The organism is Amycolatopsis sp. NPDC058278, from assembly GCF_042881395.1.
Classification (GTDB): domain Bacteria; phylum Actinomycetota; class Actinomycetes; order Mycobacteriales; family Pseudonocardiaceae; genus Amycolatopsis.
In genome coordinates, this window is record NZ_JBHVXZ010000056.1 from 19123 (window position 1) to 37152 (window position 18030).

General features: G+C 71.1%; 16 protein-coding genes. 1 reads left to right on the plus strand and 15 read right to left on the minus strand.

The features are described 5' to 3' along the window. The first annotated feature begins 136 nt into the window (after positions 1-136). Positions 137-1078 carry a lysyl oxidase family protein gene (locus ACFVYA_RS27200; RefSeq protein WP_387048939.1) on the plus strand — a complete coding sequence of 314 codons (942 nt, stop codon included), beginning with the start codon at positions 137-139 and terminating at the stop codon, positions 1076-1078. A gap of 87 nt (positions 1079-1165) precedes the next feature. On the opposite strand, the gene ACFVYA_RS27205 is transcribed toward ACFVYA_RS27200, so the two are convergent. The 15 genes from ACFVYA_RS27205 to ACFVYA_RS27275 all read right to left on the minus strand — a co-directional run bounded on the left by ACFVYA_RS27205 (position 1166) and on the right by ACFVYA_RS27275 (position 18028). Next, the gene (locus ACFVYA_RS27205) at positions 1166-2104 is read right to left on the minus strand and encodes an anti-sigma factor RsbA family regulatory protein (RefSeq protein WP_387048941.1); all 939 of its coding nucleotides are present in this window, start codon (positions 2102-2104) and stop codon (positions 1166-1168) included. Beyond that, positions 2101-2256 carry a hypothetical protein gene (locus ACFVYA_RS27210; protein WP_387048943.1) on the minus strand — a complete coding sequence of 52 codons (156 nt, stop codon included), beginning with the start codon at positions 2254-2256 and terminating at the stop codon, positions 2101-2103. Before ACFVYA_RS27210 ends, ACFVYA_RS27205 begins: the two co-directional genes overlap by 4 nt. A gap of 127 nt (positions 2257-2383) precedes the next feature. Beyond that, positions 2384-2788 (minus strand): VOC family protein, encoded by a 405-nt coding sequence (locus ACFVYA_RS27215; RefSeq protein WP_387048945.1) that lies wholly within the window; start codon positions 2786-2788, stop codon positions 2384-2386. A 43-nt stretch (positions 2789-2831) separates the two neighbouring features. After that, positions 2832-3260, minus strand: coding sequence for a hypothetical protein (locus tag ACFVYA_RS27220; protein ID WP_387048947.1), 429 nt, complete (start codon positions 3258-3260; stop codon positions 2832-2834). Positions 3261-3490: 230 nt separating this feature from the next. After that, on the minus strand, positions 3491-4816 hold the full coding sequence (locus tag ACFVYA_RS27225) for a right-handed parallel beta-helix repeat-containing protein (RefSeq protein WP_387048948.1): 1326 nt from the start codon (positions 4814-4816) through the stop codon (positions 3491-3493). A gap of 17 nt (positions 4817-4833) precedes the next feature. After that, positions 4834-7086 carry a glycoside hydrolase family 2 TIM barrel-domain containing protein gene (locus ACFVYA_RS27230; RefSeq protein WP_387049005.1) on the minus strand — a complete coding sequence of 751 codons (2253 nt, stop codon included), beginning with the start codon at positions 7084-7086 and terminating at the stop codon, positions 4834-4836. Beyond that, positions 7086-8900: a rhamnogalacturonan lyase gene (locus ACFVYA_RS27235; RefSeq protein WP_387048950.1), complete on the minus strand. Its 1815-nt coding sequence runs from the start codon at positions 8898-8900 to the stop codon at positions 7086-7088. Before ACFVYA_RS27235 ends, ACFVYA_RS27230 begins: the two co-directional genes overlap by 1 nt. Positions 8901-8932: 32 nt before the next feature. Next, entirely contained in the window at positions 8933-9949 is a 1017-nt protein-coding gene (locus ACFVYA_RS27240) for a GDSL-type esterase/lipase family protein (protein WP_387048952.1), read from the minus strand. 28 nt (positions 9950-9977) lie between these two features. Beyond that, positions 9978-11033, minus strand: coding sequence for a rhamnogalacturonan acetylesterase (locus tag ACFVYA_RS27245; protein ID WP_387048954.1), 1056 nt, complete (start codon positions 11031-11033; stop codon positions 9978-9980). 61 nt (positions 11034-11094) lie between these two features. Then, positions 11095-13362 carry a cellulase family glycosylhydrolase gene (locus ACFVYA_RS27250; RefSeq protein WP_387048955.1) on the minus strand — a complete coding sequence of 756 codons (2268 nt, stop codon included), beginning with the start codon at positions 13360-13362 and terminating at the stop codon, positions 11095-11097. 158 nt (positions 13363-13520) lie between these two features. Then, a complete protein-coding gene (locus ACFVYA_RS27255) occupies positions 13521-14630 on the minus strand; it encodes an arabinogalactan endo-beta-1,4-galactanase (RefSeq protein WP_387048957.1) in 1110 nt (369 codons plus the stop codon). After that, a complete protein-coding gene (locus ACFVYA_RS27260; RefSeq protein ID WP_387048958.1) occupies positions 14627-15703 on the minus strand; it encodes a LacI family DNA-binding transcriptional regulator in 1077 nt (358 codons plus the stop codon). Before ACFVYA_RS27260 ends, ACFVYA_RS27255 begins: the two co-directional genes overlap by 4 nt. Then, the gene (locus ACFVYA_RS27265) at positions 15700-16257 is read right to left on the minus strand and encodes a hypothetical protein (protein WP_387048960.1); all 558 of its coding nucleotides are present in this window, start codon (positions 16255-16257) and stop codon (positions 15700-15702) included. The genes ACFVYA_RS27260 and ACFVYA_RS27265 overlap by 4 nt, the downstream gene beginning before the upstream one ends. Further along, positions 16254-17084 carry a carbohydrate ABC transporter permease gene (locus ACFVYA_RS27270; protein ID WP_387048962.1) on the minus strand — a complete coding sequence of 277 codons (831 nt, stop codon included), beginning with the start codon at positions 17082-17084 and terminating at the stop codon, positions 16254-16256. The genes ACFVYA_RS27265 and ACFVYA_RS27270 overlap by 4 nt, the downstream gene beginning before the upstream one ends. Beyond that, on the minus strand, positions 17081-18028 hold the full coding sequence (locus ACFVYA_RS27275) for a carbohydrate ABC transporter permease (RefSeq protein WP_387048964.1): 948 nt from the start codon (positions 18026-18028) through the stop codon (positions 17081-17083). Before ACFVYA_RS27275 ends, ACFVYA_RS27270 begins: the two co-directional genes overlap by 4 nt. Positions 18029-18030 lie beyond the last annotated feature (2 nt).

An 18030-nucleotide genomic window follows, 5' to 3' on the forward strand; every position in this document is an offset into this window, starting at 1 on the left:
TTCGCCGCACGCTACTCACCGGAACCGCGAAACCGGACACAACTCATTCCATCGTGTGACGACGCGGGGTGGCACCGGGGAAATGCGGACGCCCTAGGATGGGGCCGATCGGAATACCGGACAGGACGGCCCGCTCTTGCTCAAGAAATTCGTGGTACTGGCGCTCGTGGCCCTTTCGGCCACCGTTTCCGCCTCCGCTCCCCGTGCCGACGCCGCGCCGAACCTCCTGCTCCCCGACCTCCGCCAGGCCGTGCCGGGGTGCGCCGGCGGCAGTTCCGGCGAACTCCCGCTGTGCACCGCCTGGGACGTGTGCCCGGTGATCGACCCGGCCGCCCCCAACGGCCGCTGCGTCGCGCCGTCGGTGGCGAAGGCCGTCCGGCTGCGGTTCACCAGCGCGGAAGAGAACGTCGGCGACGGGCCACTGCTGCTGTACGGGCGCCGCGACAGCACCAAGCAGGAGACCATGACGGTCCGGCAGGCACTGCGCAACGGCACGGACGGCTCGATCCCGGACAGCTACGGGGCGGCGCAGCGCGCCACCGGGGCCTTCACGTACTACGAGCCGGCCCTCGCCCACCAGCACTGGCACCTGATGAACTTCGAGCGCTTCGCGCTGGTTTCCCCGCAGGGCAACACGGTGGTCACCGACCGCAAGAACGGCTTCTGCCTCGGCGACCGGTTCCGGGTGCACGACATCGGCGAGCTGAGGAACGTGCCGGGTGACACGGGAGCCGACGCCGCCCTCGCCAAAACGCTGCGCGGCAACATGTGCCGCCACCACGAGCCCACCGCGCTCGAGGTACTCGAGGGGATTTCGGTCGGCGCGGGCGACGACTACAAGTACCCGGTGGACTTCCAGTGGCTGGACATCACCCACGTCCCGACGGGCACGTACGACCTGGTGAACACGGTCAACGCCGACCAGACGCTGCTGGAGACGAACTACCGCAACAATTCTTCGGCGGTCGCACTGGCCATTGCGTGGCCGCTGGGAATGCCGGGGCCGGACGGGACGGTGCCGGCCGCGCCGGTGGTCAAGCTGCTGCGCAGTTGCCCGGGACAGCCCCGCTGCGCCTGAGCGGCCGGAGGTCCCTGTCCGGTTGCCGAGCCGCGGCGGCGGTGAGTGCGCCGTCGCGGAGCGGTTTCAGGGAGCCGGAACCGCGCGCTACCAGGGGCGGCCCGCCGTGAGGCGGGCCGTGAAGCCGGTTTCGTCGCGGTGCAACGTCACCTGGCTGCAGATCTGGTGGGCGATCCACAAGCCGCGGCCGCCGATGCTGCGGGCCGCCGGCAGCAGCCCGGCGAACGGGTCGGCCGGCCCTTCGCCAGCGTCGTGCACCGAGACGACCATCTGCCCCGCGCCCGCCCAGATCCGGACCCGGACCGGCGGGCGGCCGTGGCGCAGGGCGTTGTCCACGATCTCGCTCACCGCGAGGACGAGGTCGTCGACCTCCTCCTCGGGCAGGTCCACCGGGGCGATGGCGACGACCGCGCGGCGCGCGTCCGCGGGTCGGGGGTCGGCCAGCTCGGCCAGCGGTGGGGTGAGTTCGATCGGGAGCGGCGCCATCGGCCGCGGGCCGGCCAAGAAGGACAGCGGGTCGAGGTAGCCGGTGTTCGTGCGGTGGCCGCCGGGAGTGGCCACGAACGGGTGCGTCCGGGCTACGTCGTCGAGGACGTGCCGCGGTGTCTTGCGGATGTCGTACGCGCACATGCTGCGCAGCGGGAACTCGTCGTAGGCGTGGTTGACCGCCGACTCGTAGCGGGCCCACCAGTCCCACGACGTGTCGATCGCGGCCGGCGGGATCTCGCCGAAGATGCGGATCCCGGCCGCGCCGCCGGCGACGAACCCGGCCATCAGCTCGCGGTAGGACTTGATCGCCGCGGCCGGCCGCGCGTACAGGTCGCGGGTGGACAGGTACTCCACGCGCGCGGACGGTGGCAGGGCGCCGCGCACCAGCTCGGCGCGTTCCGGCTCCAGCGACACCAGCGTCGGCTCGCCGGCGGCCAGCCCGCCCTCGAGGAACGGCACGGCGACGGCGAGCAGATCCTCGTCGCGGTCGTAGTGGACGGCGGCGTGGTCGTAGCCCCGGTCCTGGCCGGCGCTCACGCGGCACGCTCCACGCGCACGCCGGTCAGGTCCAGCAGCTCGACGAGCCGGGCCGGCGTGGACAACCGCGTCCGCAGCACCACCGTGGTGGCGTGCCGCTCGGCGTAACCGCACATCGCGGACATCGGGTGGCCGGCCATGTAGTGGTCCACTCGGCCAGGAACCTCTGCGCGCGGGCCACGAACCCGCCGCGGCGCCGGTACCCCCCGGCACATGTGGTCGCGGGCGGGCGAAGACCGCGCGCTGTCCCGCTCGGTCGGCATCGGCACGGGGCCGAGACTACGCCGCCGGACCGGCTCCCGGTGCTCCCGCCCGCGCCGCGGGGTCGCGGACCTCGGCCACCGGTTTCACGCAGACGCAGAACAGGTTGTCCTCCGGGTCGGCGAGGACGACCCACTCGTCGGCCGGGTCGTCGTCGACGTGGCGTACGAACCGTGCGCCCAAGCCGATGAGCCGGTCGACCTCGTGCCCCAGGTCGTCCGCGTAGAGGTCGAGGTGCATCTGGTCCCGCGCCGACGCCGGCGTCGCGGACCGTTGCAGCGACAGGTTGACGTGCGGGCCGCGCAGCAGCCGGAAGCCGCCGTCTTCGGACGCCGGCCGGAGGCCCAGCGCCGCGCACCAGAAGCGGGTCATGGTGTCCAGGTCGGTGCAGTTGATCACCGTGCTGCCCAGCCTGATGGCCATGGTCGTCTCCCCCGTCCTGCCGGCGGCGCGTGGTGCCCCCCGCTTACCCGCTCGGCCGGGCGGCGAACCCCCGCTCCCGCTGGTGCAGGTAGGCGGCGATCCGCACCCGCAGGGCGCGGACGTCGGCGAGGTGCACGGTGAACGAGCCGCCCGGCTCGGGCCGCGGCGGCTCGCACGGCCCGGAGACGTAGACGTAGCCGTCCGCCGGCTCGTGCCGGGGTTCCGACCAGGCCGGCTCGCCTTCGAGGGTCAAGCGGCCCGCCCGGGCCCGCGCGGTCCAGTAGGTCGGCAGCTTCATCACCTCGCCGAGCGCCTTGGCGAAGCCGGGGAGGTCCTCCTCGCGCAGGGCCAGCCCGCGCCCGGCCCACCCCCGGGGTGCCGCGGGGCCACGGCCGGCCGGAACGTGCGTGAAGGTGGCCTGGTCACCGGAGGTCCGAATCGTCCACTGAGGCAATTCGGTCAATGTGGGCACGCTCGCTCCTCGTTCTCGCCGTCCCCCAGAGCACCACCCAGCCTAGTTGATCTCCATCGGGTCGTCGAGCGGGCGTCGGCGACGCAGCAATTGAAAGCGCTTTCCGTAAATCGTCGAAAAGTGCGTATTCGCCGAAGGTGCTCAGCCATGACCGACAATCCGGAAACCGCGCCGGCCAAGCGGGTCCCGGTCGGTGGTGACCCGGGCGGGGTCACCACCGATCCGTCCGTTCAGGACTCGAAGGCGCCGAGATCAGGGGCGCTGCCGCGGTAAGGCAGGCCGACGTTGGTGCCCTTGTCGATCAGCGAGCTGCCCGCCGCCAGGTGGAGGTTCGGCAGCACCGGCAGGCTGCCGTCGGCCTGGCGCCGCGCGTCCCAGCCGGACGTCGACACACTCCGGAACTGCGCGTCCGACAGCGTGCCGCCCAGGTTCCACGAGTTGTACGAAGCGCTCGTGCCCGACATGTTCGACGTCAACGTGCCCGCGTAGGCGATGTTGTTCCGGAGGTTGCCCAGCCCGGTGGCGGCACCGCTCGAGGTGATGCCGAGCATGTTGTAGTCGGGGTGGTTGTTGTAGCTGGTGTTGTTGAAGTAGTCGTTGGCCAGCGTGTGGTGGTTGGCGTAGACGCCCGCCGCCTTGTTGTTGAACGCCACGGAGCCGCGAAGGAAGTGCTTGACGCCGTTGGCGACGTACTTCCCGCCGTAGCCGCCCATCTTGAAGCCGTTGCCGTTGCCGGATGACGTCGTGGTCTGCGGCAGGTAGCCGTTGCGCCAGGCCCACGAGTTCTCGATGGTCACCGACGAGAACGCGTTGATCAGGTCGAACCCGTCGTCGGAGTTCCACCACGCGCGGCAGCCGCGGAAGACGTTGCCCGGGTGACCGGCGGAGATGTGCGCGCCGAACCCGTCGGCGCTTTCGCCCGCGCCGTTCGAGGTGCGCGGGTCGTAGTTGTCGTGGGAATCGGAGTTGAGGACGAGGTTGCCGCCGCCGTCCTGGATGAACAGCCCGGGTCCCATGTTGTTGTGCAGGTCGAGCGCTTCGAAGGTGTTGTCGCTCCCGGAGATCCAGATGCCCCACGACTCGTGGTTGAGGTTGTTGTTCTGGGGCACGCCCTTGACTTCCAGCCCCTTGAGGTGGATGTAGTTGCCGGTGACGTCGAAGCCCTTGATCCGGCAGTCGTCGCCGACCCGGGAGAAGTCGAAGACGGGCGTTTCGCCGGGATAGGCCCAGTAGCGGATCGGGCTACCGGAAGTGCCGCTCTTGTTCAGCGTGATCGCGTCCACCCGGTCGGTCTGGCTCGCGCAGGCCTTGTTCGCCCGGGAGTAGGCGTAGGTGCCACCCCGGAGGTACACCGTGTCGCCGGCCTGCGCGACGGCCTGCGCGTGCGCGACCGACGCCCAGGGCGCGGCCTGGGTCCCGGCGGCGCTGTCACTGCCCGCCGGGGCGACGTAGTAGGTCTTCCCGGCCGCCGGGCTGCTCGCCGCGACCGGGGTACCGACGAGCGCGGCGGCGGTCACCGCGACCGCGCAGAACACGAGGGGGACAACGGTTTTCATGCACACTCCAGGCTTCTTCAGTTGCAGCTGCCGGAACACGGCACGAACGGTGCCGTGGTGCCGGTCAGCGTGGTCGTGCCGAGCGTCAGCCCGGCGGAGCTCGCGGTCACCGTGATGGTGCCCGCGCCGGTGGCCCGTACCAGGCCGTACGCGACACCCTGGTAGGCCTTCCGCACCGGGCCGCGGAAGGTTTCCTGCACCGGGCTCCCGCTGTCGACCGCCACCAGCTCGCCCGGCCCGCTGACGCTGAACGTGATCGGGGCGGAAGAGCCGGTCACCACGCGGCCGGAAGCGTCGGCCACGGTGGCTTTGACGTACGAGACGTCGTCGACGTCCGTGGACACGGTGCTGTGGTCCGGCGACAGCAGCACGCGGTTCGCCGTGGTGCCGGTCGCCGGTGGTGACGTCGTGGGCGCACCCCACGTGCGCTGCCACGAATACCCGATCGGCCGGACCGTGCCCACGCCGTCCAGCAGGCCGAAGTCCGGCTCTGCCCGCGGCCACAGCCCGTCGGCCTCCCCGAGGTACGCCACACCGGTCCACAGGAACAGGCCGGTGACCACGGCGTTGTTGCGGACGGTCGTCCACGCGGAGGTGTCGGTGCCCATCTCGGTGAAGAGCCCGGCCCGCGCCGGAGACGTCTTCGCGGCCTGGATGACCTCGTCGGGGCGGTAGTTGCCGCCGAAGACATCCACGATGGTCCGGGTGGCCCCGGTGACGTCGCCGCTGTCACTCGGCCGGAACAGCGCTTGGGTGACCGGACGGCCGGGGTCCAAGCTGTGCGCGATGGCGACCATCCGGGTCAGCAGCGGCGTCCGGGTCGCGATCGGGTCGCGGATCTCGTTGCCGGTGCTCCACATCGCCACGCTGGGGTGGTTGCGGTCGCGCATGACCACGCTGGTCGCGTCCACCTCGTAATAGGCACTGCGGCGCGAAGCGCTTCCGTTGAGGGTGGCGGCGGGGGCATGGATGGACCAGGGCACCGAGCCGCTCGCGCCGGGCACCGCGGGCGTCCCGGTCGGCGACGACGCCGTCCGGTTGAAGTACGTCGCGTAGTCGCCGAGGTCGGAGTACTTGTGCTGGGTCCAGACGTCGAAGAACTCGTCGAGGACCAGGAACCCCATCCGGTCGGTCAGCTCGAGGAACGCCGGGCTCGGCGGGTCGTGCGCGGTGCGGATCGCGTTCACCCCGAGCGCCTTCAGCTGCGCGAGCCGCCGCTGCACGGCCCGCTGCGGGGCGGCCATCCCGAGCCCGTGGAGGTCCTGGTGCAGCGCGACCCCCTGGAACTTCACGGTCTTGCCGTTGAGGCTCATCCCGCTCGAGGGGCTGAACGCCAGCGTGCGGATGCCGACGGACGTGATGTCGTCGTCCACCGCGGTGCCGCCCACGAGGACGGTGGTGGCCAGCGAGTACAGGTTCGGGTTCGCCAGGTCCCACAGCTTCGGGTTGCTCACCGGCACGTCGTAGGCGAAGGTGGCCGACGCCCCGGCGGCGATGGTCTTGGCCGCCGTCGTCACGGCGGGCAGCGCGGCCCCGCCCGGGTCGCTGAGCACGCCCTGGACACTGACGCTCGCCGCGGCGCCCCCTTGGTTGACCACCGTGGTTTCCGCGTGCACGGTGTTGTTGTCCGGCGTGGTGACGCGGGTGGCCCACTGGCCGATGTGCACCGGATCGGTCGCGATCAGCCGGACGTCACGGTAGATCCCGGCACCGGTGTAGTAGCGCGACGCCGGTTGCGACGTCGTGTCGGTCTTGACGGCGACCACGTTGTCGCCGCCAAGCTTTGCCGCCGCCGTGATGTCGTAGCGGAAACCGGTGTACCCGTACGGGTGGGTGCCGATGAGCGTGCCGTTGACGTACACGCTCGCGTTGGCCATCACGCCGTCGAACTCCAGCGACACCCGGCGCCCGGCGGGCACCCCGGCCAGCGAGAAGTGCTTGCGGTACCAGCCGATGCCCGAGGGCAGGTACCCGCCGCGGCCGGTGCTCGGTGCCGACTGCGAGAACGGGTTCGCCGGCGGGTTGCGGCCCTCGATGCTCCAGTCGTGCGGCACGCTGAGCTTGCGCCAGCCACCGTCGTTGTACGAAGCACCGCCGGCACCACTGGCGTCACCGTAGTTGAACAGCCAGCCGGCGTCGAAGTCAGCGACCGTCCGGTACCGGTTCACCGCGGCGGTCCCCGCGTCGGCGGTGCCGGACACGACGGTGAGCGGCGCGAGCACGAGCGCCAGCACCCCGGCGGCGGCTTTCCGCAACGTCGACACCGCCATCACCGGGCCAGGGCGAAACTCGGGTGCGGCGGCTGGTTGTACGCCGTGTTCTGCCACGCCACGGCCTCCCGGTACTGCCGGTCCTGCATCAGGGACACGTGCGAGATGCTCGTCGGGTCCGTGGTCGAGTAGATCCGCAGCGCCCGGTTGTCCGAGGTCGGCCAGACGACCTCTTCGCGCCAGTCGCCGAACAGGTCGGCCTGCAGCGACGGCGTGTTCTTGGTGCCGTTGTTCGCGTGCACGCCGGAGCCGGTCAGCAGCCGGGTGTCGCCGCCGGTGCCGTACTTGTCGATGTGGGTGCCGTCCAGCAGCTCGCGCTGGGCGTCACCGTCCCAGTAGATGACGAAGTTCGTCGACGACGGCTTGCGCCCGATGTTCTGGCCGCTGGTGTTCAGCAGCCCGGACACCGCGGACGACCACGACTCGGCGCCGGGGCTGCCGGCGTAGATGTCGTCCGAGACGCCGCGGCCGTTGTCGCAGTTGCAGGAGGCGTTCTGCCAGATGATCTGCCCGGTCTTCGCGTCGGCCATCCAGGCGGCGGGCTTGGACTTGTCTTCGTCCACTTTGAACTCTTCCAGGCCCGCGCGGCTCGGGATCAGGTCGCCGACGTGCATGGCGTCGCCGTGGCCGTTGCGGGTGTTCCACAGTGGACTGCCGTTGTCGTCGATCGCCATGGCGCCGAAGACGATCTCGTCACGGCCGTCGCCGTCGGCGTCCGCGATGGCCAGCTGGTGGTCGCCCTGGCCGGCGTACTGCGACCCGGCCGAGTTCGAGTCGAACTTCCACCGCTCGGTCAGCGCGCCGCCGCGGAAGTCCCAGGCCGCGATCACGGTCCGGGTGTAGTACCCGCGGCTCATGATCAGGCTCGGGTGGGAGCCGTCCAGGTAGGCCGTCCCGGCCAGGAACCGGTCGACGCGGTTGCCGTAGCTGTCACCCCAGGAGGACACCGTACCGCGCGGCGGGTCGTAGTTCACCGTGGACACCGCGGCGCCGGTCTGCCCGTTGAACACGGTGAGGAACTCCGGGCCGGACAGGACGTACCCGCTCGAGTTGCGGTAGTCGGCGCTCGCGCTGCCGATGACCTGGCCGGTGCCCGACCGGGTGCCGTCCGCGGTCTTCATCGCGACCTCGGCCTTGCCGTCACCGTCGTAGTCGAAGACCTGGAACTGCGTGTAGTGCGCGCCGGCGCGGATGTTGCGCCCGAGGTCGATCCGCCAGAGGCGGGTGCCGTCGAGCCGGTAGGCGTCGACGTAGACGTTGCCGGTGTAGCCGGACTGCGAATTGTCCTTGGAGTTGGTCGGATCCCACTTCAGCACGAGCTCGTACTGGCCGTCGCCGTCCAGGTCACCGGCACTGGCGTCGTTCGCGGTGTAGGTGTAGCTCTCCCCCGCTGGGGTCGTGCCGCCGGCGGGCGGCTGGATCGGGACGTCCCGGGTGCTCGCGGCGACCCCGCTGGTCAACGTCAGCGAATCCTCCGCGGCGAAGGCCGACACCCGCTCGACCCCGCCGGTCACCGCGCGCACGGTGTACCGGGCCCCCGCCGGCGCGCCCGCGTCCACGAAGCTCGTCGGGCCGCCGACCGGGGCGGTGGTCACCTTGGTGCCGTCGCGGTAGACGTTGAACGCCACGCCGGCCGGGTCGTCGGCGAGCAGGCGCCAGCCGACGGTGTTGCCCTGGGCGGTGTGGACGCTGACCACCCCGCGGTTCAGCTTGTCGACCTGGGGCGTGGCCGCGACCGCGGCCGGGACGGGCACCAGCCCCGCCACCAGCACCCCCGCGGCGGCGAGGACCAGCCGCTTGACCGAGTTACGCATGGCTCCTCATTTCTGCAGTGTTTGCCGGAGGATCACCCGAGGACGGCGACGAGCCGGTCCGCGATCTTCCGGTGCCCGGCGTCGTTCGGGTGGGTGCCGTCCGCGGTGTCGGTGGCCTTGTCGATCCAGCCCGTGGTGTCGATGAACTCGACCTTGCTGTCCCCGGCGTTGTTCCGGGTCGTCACCGCGGCTTTCGTCTCGGTGGCGTAGCGCCGGTAGAAGTTCTCCATCGCGTAAATGGCCGCGTTCGGGTACTTCGCGCGGACCCGTTGCAGCAGCGTCAGGTACGCGCTCTGGAACTGCGCACCGGAGACGCCGTGCGACAGGTCGTTGGTGCCGAGGTTGATCACCACGTCGGTGGCCTGGTAACGGGCGAAGTCCCAGTCCGGCGAGCCGGTCGCCAGGCCGGTCTTCAGGAACCGGTCCCGCATGCCGAGGCACCCGTCCGGGGCCGGGTACAGGCAGGCGCCGCCGACGGCGATCTGGGTGTGCCCGGCGCCCAGTTCCTCGCCGGTCAGCCAGCCGTACGCGGTCAGCGCCTGCTTCGACGACCGCTGGCCCACCGTGATCGAATCACCGACGAACTCGATGATCCGCGACGGCACGGCCGGCACCACGGTCCGGGCCCCGGAGTCCAGGACCACGCCCTGGAACACCGCGTCACCGTGGTAAGAACCGGCGACGGGCCGGTAGGACACCCGCAGCGTGTGCGTGCCCTGCGGCAGCCGGGCCGGCGTCAGGTCCAGCGTGCCGCGGACGTTCGTCCGCGACACCCAGGCGCCGCCGTCGATGCTGGTGAACAGGTCGACGGCGTTGCGCTGGCGCAGTTTCACCGTCGTCCCGGTGAAGCCGACCACCACGTACGCCCCGGCCCATTCGGACACGTACGCACCCGCCGAACGGGTGTCCCAGCGCCCGAAGTACCGGATGTTCGAGTCCGACGGCGAGCCGTCGCCGGTGGCGGCCGAAGCCGGGTGCACCGCCGTGCTCACCGCGGCCACGACCGCCACCGCGAGCGTGACCGCCCGCGACCTCGTGCCGATCGGCATCCTCTGCCCCTTTCTCGTCCGCATCGGGTCAGCGCAGGTAGGCGACCAGCGAGAGGTTCTGCTCGCGGACGCCCTGGACGACCAGGTCCGCCATCCGGGTCGCGCCGTAGACCGAGAAGTGCGTGTTGTCGGTGACGCCGTCGGTGGCCTGGGTGAGGTAGATCTGCTGCGACGCCGACGGGCCGAGGGATTCGACCAGGGCCTTGCTCTTGGCCGTCAGGTCGATCACCGGGACGTTCGCGCTCTTGCCCAGTGCCCGGATGATCGCGGGCAGGTCGGCGCCCACGCCGTTGACGTGCAGGGCGGTCGGGGTCAGCTTGGTGCCGCTGAACAGCCGCCGCACCGGCGGTGTCACCAGGACCGGGATCCCGCCGCGCTCCCGGACGCCGTCGACCAGCTTGGTGAGGTTGTCGCGGAACGCCGTCGCCGACGTCTGCTTGTCGTTGTGCCCGAACTGGATGAGGACCAGGTCCTTGCTCTTGATCAACGGCTTCATCCGCGGGAACAGCGCGCTGTTGGCCAGGAAGCTGCCCGAGCTCTCGCCGGAGTCCGCGTAGTTCGCGACCACGGCCCCGCTCCGGACGGCGGTGGGCAGCACCTGGCCCCAGCCGGTGTAGGGCGCCACCGGCTGGTCGCAGACGGTCGAGTCGCCGGCCAGGTAGGTCACCAGCGGGGCCTGGGCCGCCGTCACGGTCAGGGAGCCGATCGCGGGCGCACTGCCGCCGAACGTGAGGTCCAGGCCCGCGGTGCCGGTGCCGCCCTGGCCGGTCGGCTGGCCCTCCGGGTTGCGCACGTTGACCGTGACCGTCGTGGGGACGACCTGGCCCGCGCTCGTCGATACAGCGGTCAGGACCTGCCGTCGTGCCTCCGCCGACATCGAGGTGTTCGCCGCTCTGGTGGTGCTGCCGAGCCCGACGGTGACGTCGTAGTTCCCCGGGGCGACGGCGAAGTGGCACTTGATCGGGGCGCTTCCCGAGCACTGCGCGGGAAGTGCTTCCCGGACGGCCGCGGCCACCGCCGGTGCGGGAACCAGGGTGGCCGCGGCCAAGCCGGCGAGGACGACCGCTCGCTGCCTGAATGACACGAGGACTCCTTTGTCCGTGATGTATACAGTCCTGGATGTTTACAGTCCTGAGTGGACTATCTCAGCCGATGGAACAGGTGCTGCCGTTGAGCGTGAACCCGGACGGCGCCGGGTTGGTGCCGGTGAACGTGCCGTTGAAGCCGATGCCGGTCGAGGCGTTCGGCGCCAGCGTGCCGTTCCAGCTCAGGTTCTCGGCGGTGACGGCCCCACCGGACTGGGCGAAGGTGGCGCCCCAGCCGGGCAGGGTGACCTGCTGGCCGCCGGCGAAGGTGAAGCCCAGCGTCCAGCCGGTGACCGCGCTCGTGCCGGTGTTCGTGATGGTGACGTTGGCGGTGAACCCGTTGCCACCGCCCCAGTTCGAGGACGCGTAGGCCACCTTGCACGCGCCGGAACCGCCGCCCGGGCTCGTCGTCGCCGTCGCGACCCCGGAGCCGGCCGAGGTGTTCCCGGCGGCGTCCCGCGCCCGCACCTGGTACCGGTACGTGCTCGAAGCCGTCAGGCCGCTGTCGGTGTACGAGGTCGTCGCGGTCGAACCGACCACGGCGAACGTGCCCCCGCTCGCTCCCGGCGCCCGGAGGACGTCGTAGCCGGTGACGGCGACGTTGTCGGTCGACGCGGTCCAGCTCAGCGTGGCCCCGCTCGACGTCACGCCCGACACGGCCGGCGTGCCCGGGACGGACGGGGCCTGGGTGTCCGCCTGGCCGCCACCGTAGCTGGTGGCTTCCTTCGACGTCTGCCGGATCCCGTTGGCGCCGTTGAGGAACCGCTCGCCCCACGCCGTCAGGCTCGCCGGGTCGAAGTTGTTCGTCATGTCGAGGTAGGCGACGTCGCTGCTGTTGCCGCTCCACGACCAGCCGAGGTAGCCGAGGCCGCGGGCCTGCGCCTGGGCCATGATCGTGTCCTCGTCCGGGTTGCCGTCGGTGTGCATGTTGCCGAACTCGCCGACGACCAGGGGCAGCCCGGCGGTGCGGAAGGCGTCGAAGTACGCGTTGACCTCGGCCGCGGTGTCGTAGACGCCGTACATGTGGATGGAGAAGACGGTGTTGTGCTGGGGGTCGGCGGAGAACACCGCGGGGGCGTTGTCGCGCATGATGTTCTGCCAGTCCTGGCCCCACATCGGCGCGTCGGCCATCAGCAGGTGCTGCAGCCCGGCGGCCCGCAGCCGCTTGATCGCGTTGCTCGTCGCGCTCGTCCAGGTCGCACTGACCTGCTGGTCGTTGCCGAACGGCTCGTTGCCCAGGTTGATCACGACGTAGTTCTCCTGGCCCTTCAGCGCATCGGCCACGCTGATCCAGTAACCGGCCGCCTGGTCGAGGGTGGCGGCCCCGCTCTGCTCGCCGTACCCGGTGGTGTCGTGCACCTCCAGGACGCAGATCAGCCGGTTCTGCTTGCACTGCCCGATGACACCCGTGACTTCGGCGGCCGGGGTCGGCCCCCACCGCTGCCCGCTGCCGAGGACGACCCGGACCGTGTTGGCGCCGAAGGACTTGATGTCGGCGAAGGCCCGGTTCTGGCCCGGGTACCAGACGTACGCGTGGTTCACCCCGCGCAGCACGAACGGCGAGCCGTTGGCCTCGAGGATCCGGGTGCCGTCGACGTGCAGGCCGGTCGCGGTGGGCGTGTCGGTGCCGAGCGCCGCCACCAGGGCGGGGTACCAGCGGCTCTCCAGCTTCTGGATGCCGGTGGTGTCGTTCGGGTGGACGCCGTCACCGGTGTCCGTCGCCGGGTCGAACCCGGTCCACTGGTCGACGACGGTGATCGGCGACGCGGCCGTGGAGTGCGCCTGCGCCCAGCCGGGGATGGCGTTGTTCAGGTCGACCACCCGCTGACCACAGGCAGCGCAGTTGGCCGGGTTCATCGGGATGATCTTCGCGACGACCAGCTTGGTCGCCGGGTTCGCGGCCCGCATCTGCCCGAGGAGCGTGGTGTAGGCGTCGAGGATCGTGCTCGCCGGGATGTTGCTCCAGACGTCGTTGGTGCCCAGGTGCATCAGGATGATGTCCGGGTGCGTCGCCGACAGCCAGCCGGGCAGCTGGTTGTCCCGGGCGATCCCGGTCGCCAGGAACCCGCCGTGGCCCTCGTTCTCCCCGTCGTAGGTGAAGCCGCAGCCCTGGGGCGGCAGGGTGCCGACGAAGTCGACGTCCGTGTGGCCGGTCTCCTGGAGGTGCTTCCACAACAGCGCGCGCCAGCAGCCGGGCGACCCGGTGATGGAGTCGCCCAGCGCCATGACCCGCGTTGGCGTGGCCGCCCCGGCCGCGGCGGGGGCCATGACGGCGGCCGCGGCCAGGAGCAAGCCGGCCACGAGCGCACGGAGGAATCGCCAGTTCATTACCGACCTCCTGGAGAACGACTCGACAGGAAAGTTTCAGGCTGGGAGCGCTCCCACGGTAACACGCGCGACACCGGCGGAACACCAGTGATGAGACAGAAAACGGCCAACCTGCTTAACCGTTAAGCTGGCTGAGAAAGCGTTTTCTCGGTGGCCGGTCACGCTCGCCAGCGAACCTGCGGGTTGAACCGGCCGGAGCGGTCGAAGACGGCCTGGTTCTCCCAGCCGTTGCCGGAACCGGCGATGTCGGCCGGGTCCCAGCCGTTGCCGGTCACCGCGTACCAGGTGGGTTCCCAGTAGAAGACGCCGATCGCGCCGGCGGCGCGGGCGGTGTCCTGGACGGCGGTGAAGTTCGCCGCCTGCCCGGCCGGGGTGGCCGGGTACCCGGCGCACGGCTGCGCGGCCGAGATGACGTTGGGTGTGCTGTCGTCGTCGGCCGTCGTGTACGGGTAGGCCGTTTCGGCCAGGACGACCGGCTTGCCGTACCGGGACCGCAGGTCGGACACCACGCCGGCCATGTTCGCCATCGTGCCGTGCCAGTAGCAGTAGTAGGACAGGCCGGTGATGTCCCACGGGACGCCCCGGGCCCGGATGCCGTCGTAGAACCAGCGGGCGTGGGCGTCGCTGTCGGCGTCGGCGGTGTGGACGACGACCTGGGTGCCGCCGTTGCAGGCCTTGGTGGCGTTGTAGCCGGCCTTGAGCAGCAGGCTCAGGTTGGTGAAGTCGTTGTTCACGACTTTCCCGTCGTTCCACAGCATCCCGACGTTGATCTCGTTGCCGATCTGCACGCTGTCCGGGGTCGTGCCCTGGGCCTTGAGCCCGGAGCAGACGTCGTAGGTGTAGTCGTAGACGTCGGTCTGCAACCGGCTGACGCCGTGCGACGCCCAGGCCGCGGGCTTGGTCTGCGTATCGGGATCGGCCCACGTGTCGGAGTAGTGGAAGTCCACCAGGAGCTTGAGCCCCTTGGCTTTCACCGTGCGGGCGTACTGCAGCACCTTGGCCTTGTTGTTGTAGCCGCTGCGCGGGTTGTTCCACACGCGCAGGCGCACGTAATCGGCGCCCGCACCCTTGAGGATGTCGAGGGGATCGCGGGCCACCCCGGCCGCGTCGGTGTACTTCGCGCCGAGGTCGAGCGCCCGCTGGACGGTCGAGACGTCCGCGCCCAGCATGCTCAGTGAGTTCGCGGCCGAAGCCGTGGGAACGGGCAGGACGAGGGGCACCAGGATCAGGGCCGCCGTCGCGAGGCGGCCGGTGCGGGACACGGTCATCCGATCTCCTTTGATCGAGTTCTCGAGCTGTTCGACGACGGTGCCGGCCACCGCGCCCGTCTCGGGCGGCGGCTCGACTCGCGGACGACCAGCTCCGGCGTGAAGACCACGTGCCGGTGCTCGTGCTCGGCCGGCGACAGCGATTCGGCGATGACCAGGGCCGCGGCGGTGCGGCCGATCCGGTGCCTCGGCTGGCGGACCGACGTCAGCGGCACCGCGGCCGCCGCCGCGAAGTCGATGTCGTCGTAGCCGACGATCGCCAGGTCCTCCGGCACCCGCACGCCCGCCCGCACCGCGGCCTGGAGCAGGCCCAGGGCCAGCAGGTCGTTCGCGCAGAAGACGGCGTCCGGCAGCACCGCCCTGGCCAGCAGCTGCTCGCCGGCCCGCAGGCCGCACGCCACGTTGAGGGCCGGTGCCGGCAGCACCTCGAGGACGTCCGGCGGCCGGCCCGCCAGGCGGATCGCGTCGCGGGCGCCGCGGTGGCGCTCGGCCGCCTGGTGGATGCCCGCCGGGCCGGTGACCATCACGATCCGCTCGCATCCCTCGGCCAGCAGGTGGGTGACCGCGAGCTCGCCGCCGTGGCGGTCGTCCACCGCGACCGAGCACAGGTCCTCCTCCGCCGTCGGGTGGTCGAGCAGGACCACCGAAATCCCCCGGTCCCGCAGCCACCGCACCGGTGCCGGCCCGGACTCGACCGGCGTGATCAGCACCCCGTGCACCCGCTGCGAAGCCAGCAGCTCGACGTGCCCGCGTTCCTTGGCCACGGATTCGCCGCTGTTGCACAGGATCACCGCGTGCCCGGCCTCGCTCGCCGCCTCTTCGACGCCGCGGGCGACGTCGGTGAAGAACGGGTTGCCCACGTCGAGCACCACCAAGCCGATCGTGCGGGCGGTGCCGGAGCGCAGCTGGCGCGCCGGCTCGTTGCGGACGTAGCCCAGCGCGTCGATGGCGGCGAGGACCCGCGCGCGGGTGGCGGCGGCGACCACGTCGGGGCGGTTCAGCACGTTGGACACCGTCCCGACCGACACCTCGGCCCGGAGGGCGACGTCCCGGATGCCGATCGGCGGCTTCACCGGCGCTCCCGGGTGCCGACCGCGACCGCGGCCAGCACGAGCAGGCCCGGAGCGACGACCACGAAGGCCGGCGCCTGCCCCACCACGACGGCCACGACGACGATCGCGGCAACGAGCCCGAGGCTGCCACGCCAGTCCGAGACCGTTTCCCGGCCGGCCACCGCCAGCACCTCGGGCCAGCGCCGCTCCGGTCGCCAGGCCGCCGCGCCCCGCAGCCCGGCCGCGAGCAGCGCGGCGAGCACCAGTCCCAGCACGGCCCCGAACACCCGGCCGCCGGGCAGCCCGCCCAGCACCGCGACGACGTCGACGGCCCCGACGACCAGCAGACCCGCCGGGGCCAGCACCGCCACGGGGTGGGCCAGCGCCGTGCGGAACAGCCGGGCGAACCGGCGCACGGTCGGGGTCCGGACGTCCGCGGCGACCTCGGTGACCAGGACCGAACCGGCGGCCGCCGCGGCCAGGGACGTCACGACGAACACCGAGGCCACCCCGACCAGGAGGCCGACGAAGAGGACCTCGGCGAGCAGCGTCAGCGAGCGGTATTGCGTTTTCATCCCTTCAGCCCCGACGTCGCCACGCCCTCGACCAGGTACCGCTGGAAGGCGAAGAAGAACAGCCCGATCGGCAGCAGGGCGAGCACCGACATGGCGAACATCGGGCCGAACGCCGACTGGCTCGTCTGGTCGACGAAGATCTGCAGCGCCAGCGGCAGGGTGAAGCGGCCGGGGTCGTTGAGGTAGATCAGCTGGGAGAAGAAGTCGTTCCAGGTCCAGATGAAGGTGAAGATGGCGGTGGTGATCAGCGCGGGGCGCAGCAGCGGCGCGATCACGTACCGGAACGTCCGCACCGGCCCGCAGCCGTCGATCGTCGCGGCCTCGTCCAGTTCGCCGGGCAGCGCGCGGATGAACTGCACCATCAGGAAGACGAAGAACGCGTCGGTGGCCAGGAACTTCGGCAGGACGAGCGGCCAGAACGTGTTGACCATGCCGAGCTTCTGGAAGATCACGTACTGCGGGATGAGCACGACGTGCTGCGGCAGCATGATGGTGGAGAGCATGAACCCGAACATCGGCCCGCGGCCCCGGAAGTGCAGCCGGACGAACGCGTAGGCAGCGAGCGAACAGGACACGACGTTGCCGATCACCGCGCCGACCGAGATCACCAGCGAGTTGGCGAAGTAGTGCCAGACGCTGTACCCGGCCACGCCGGCGAACACCTGCGTGTAGTTGTCCCCGGTGGCGTGCGACGGCAGCAGCGACAGCCCGGCCAGCACCTCCTCCGCGGGCTTGAACGACGCCGAGACCAGCCATACGACCGGGTACAGCAGCACCACCAGGATCAGCACCATCAGCGGGTGCCATCCCCACGACCGGCGGGTCATCGGCCCTCCCCCGCGTAGAAGACCCACCGGCGCGAGCCGCGGAACAGCAGCGCGGTGAGCACGCCGATCACCACCAGCAGTACCCAGGCCATCGCCGAGGCGAAGCCCATCCGGAAGTCCGTGAATCCGCGCTGGTAGAGGTAGAGGGTGTAGAGCAGGGTCGAGTCGCTGGGCCCGCCGCGGCCGCTGCTGACGACGAACGCGCCGGTGAACGACTGGAACGCGTGGATGGTCTCCAGCACCAGGTTGAACAGCAGCACCGGCGACAGCATCGGCAGCGTCACCGACCGGAACCGGCGGACCGCGCCGGCGCCGTCGAGCTCCGCCGCCTCGTACAGCTCCTTCGGGATCTGCTTGAGCCCGGCGAGGAAGATGACCATCGGCGCGCCGAACTGCCAGACGGCCAAGGCGATCACGGCCAGCAGCGCGAACTGCGGCCGGTCGACCCAACCGCCGGTGCCGAGGCCGAACGCGGCGAGCACCCGGTCCGCCGTGCCGCCGGTCGAGAACATCGCGCGCCACACCAGGGCGAGGCTCACGCTCGCACCGAGCAGCGAGGGCGCGTAGAACGCCGAACGGTACAGCCCGGCGCCGCGGCGGGCGCGGTTCAGCAGCATCGCGACGGCCAGCGCCAGCCCGAGCTTGAGCGGCACCGAGAGCCCGACGTACCGGGCGGTGACGCCGGCGGCGTGCCAGAACCGGTCGTCGGCGGTGAACATCGTGACGTAGTTGTCCAGGCCGACCCAGCGCGGCGCGTCGAACAGGTCGTAGTCGGTGAACGACAGGTACAGCGACGCGATCATCGGGCCGATGGTCAGCACCAGCACGCCGAGCAGCCACGGCGACAGGAACAGGTAGCCGGTGCCCTGGCCGGCCCGGCCGCGCCGACGGCGGGGCGCGGGCCGGCCCGGCACCACCGGCCGGTCCAGCACAGCTTGCGTCATCG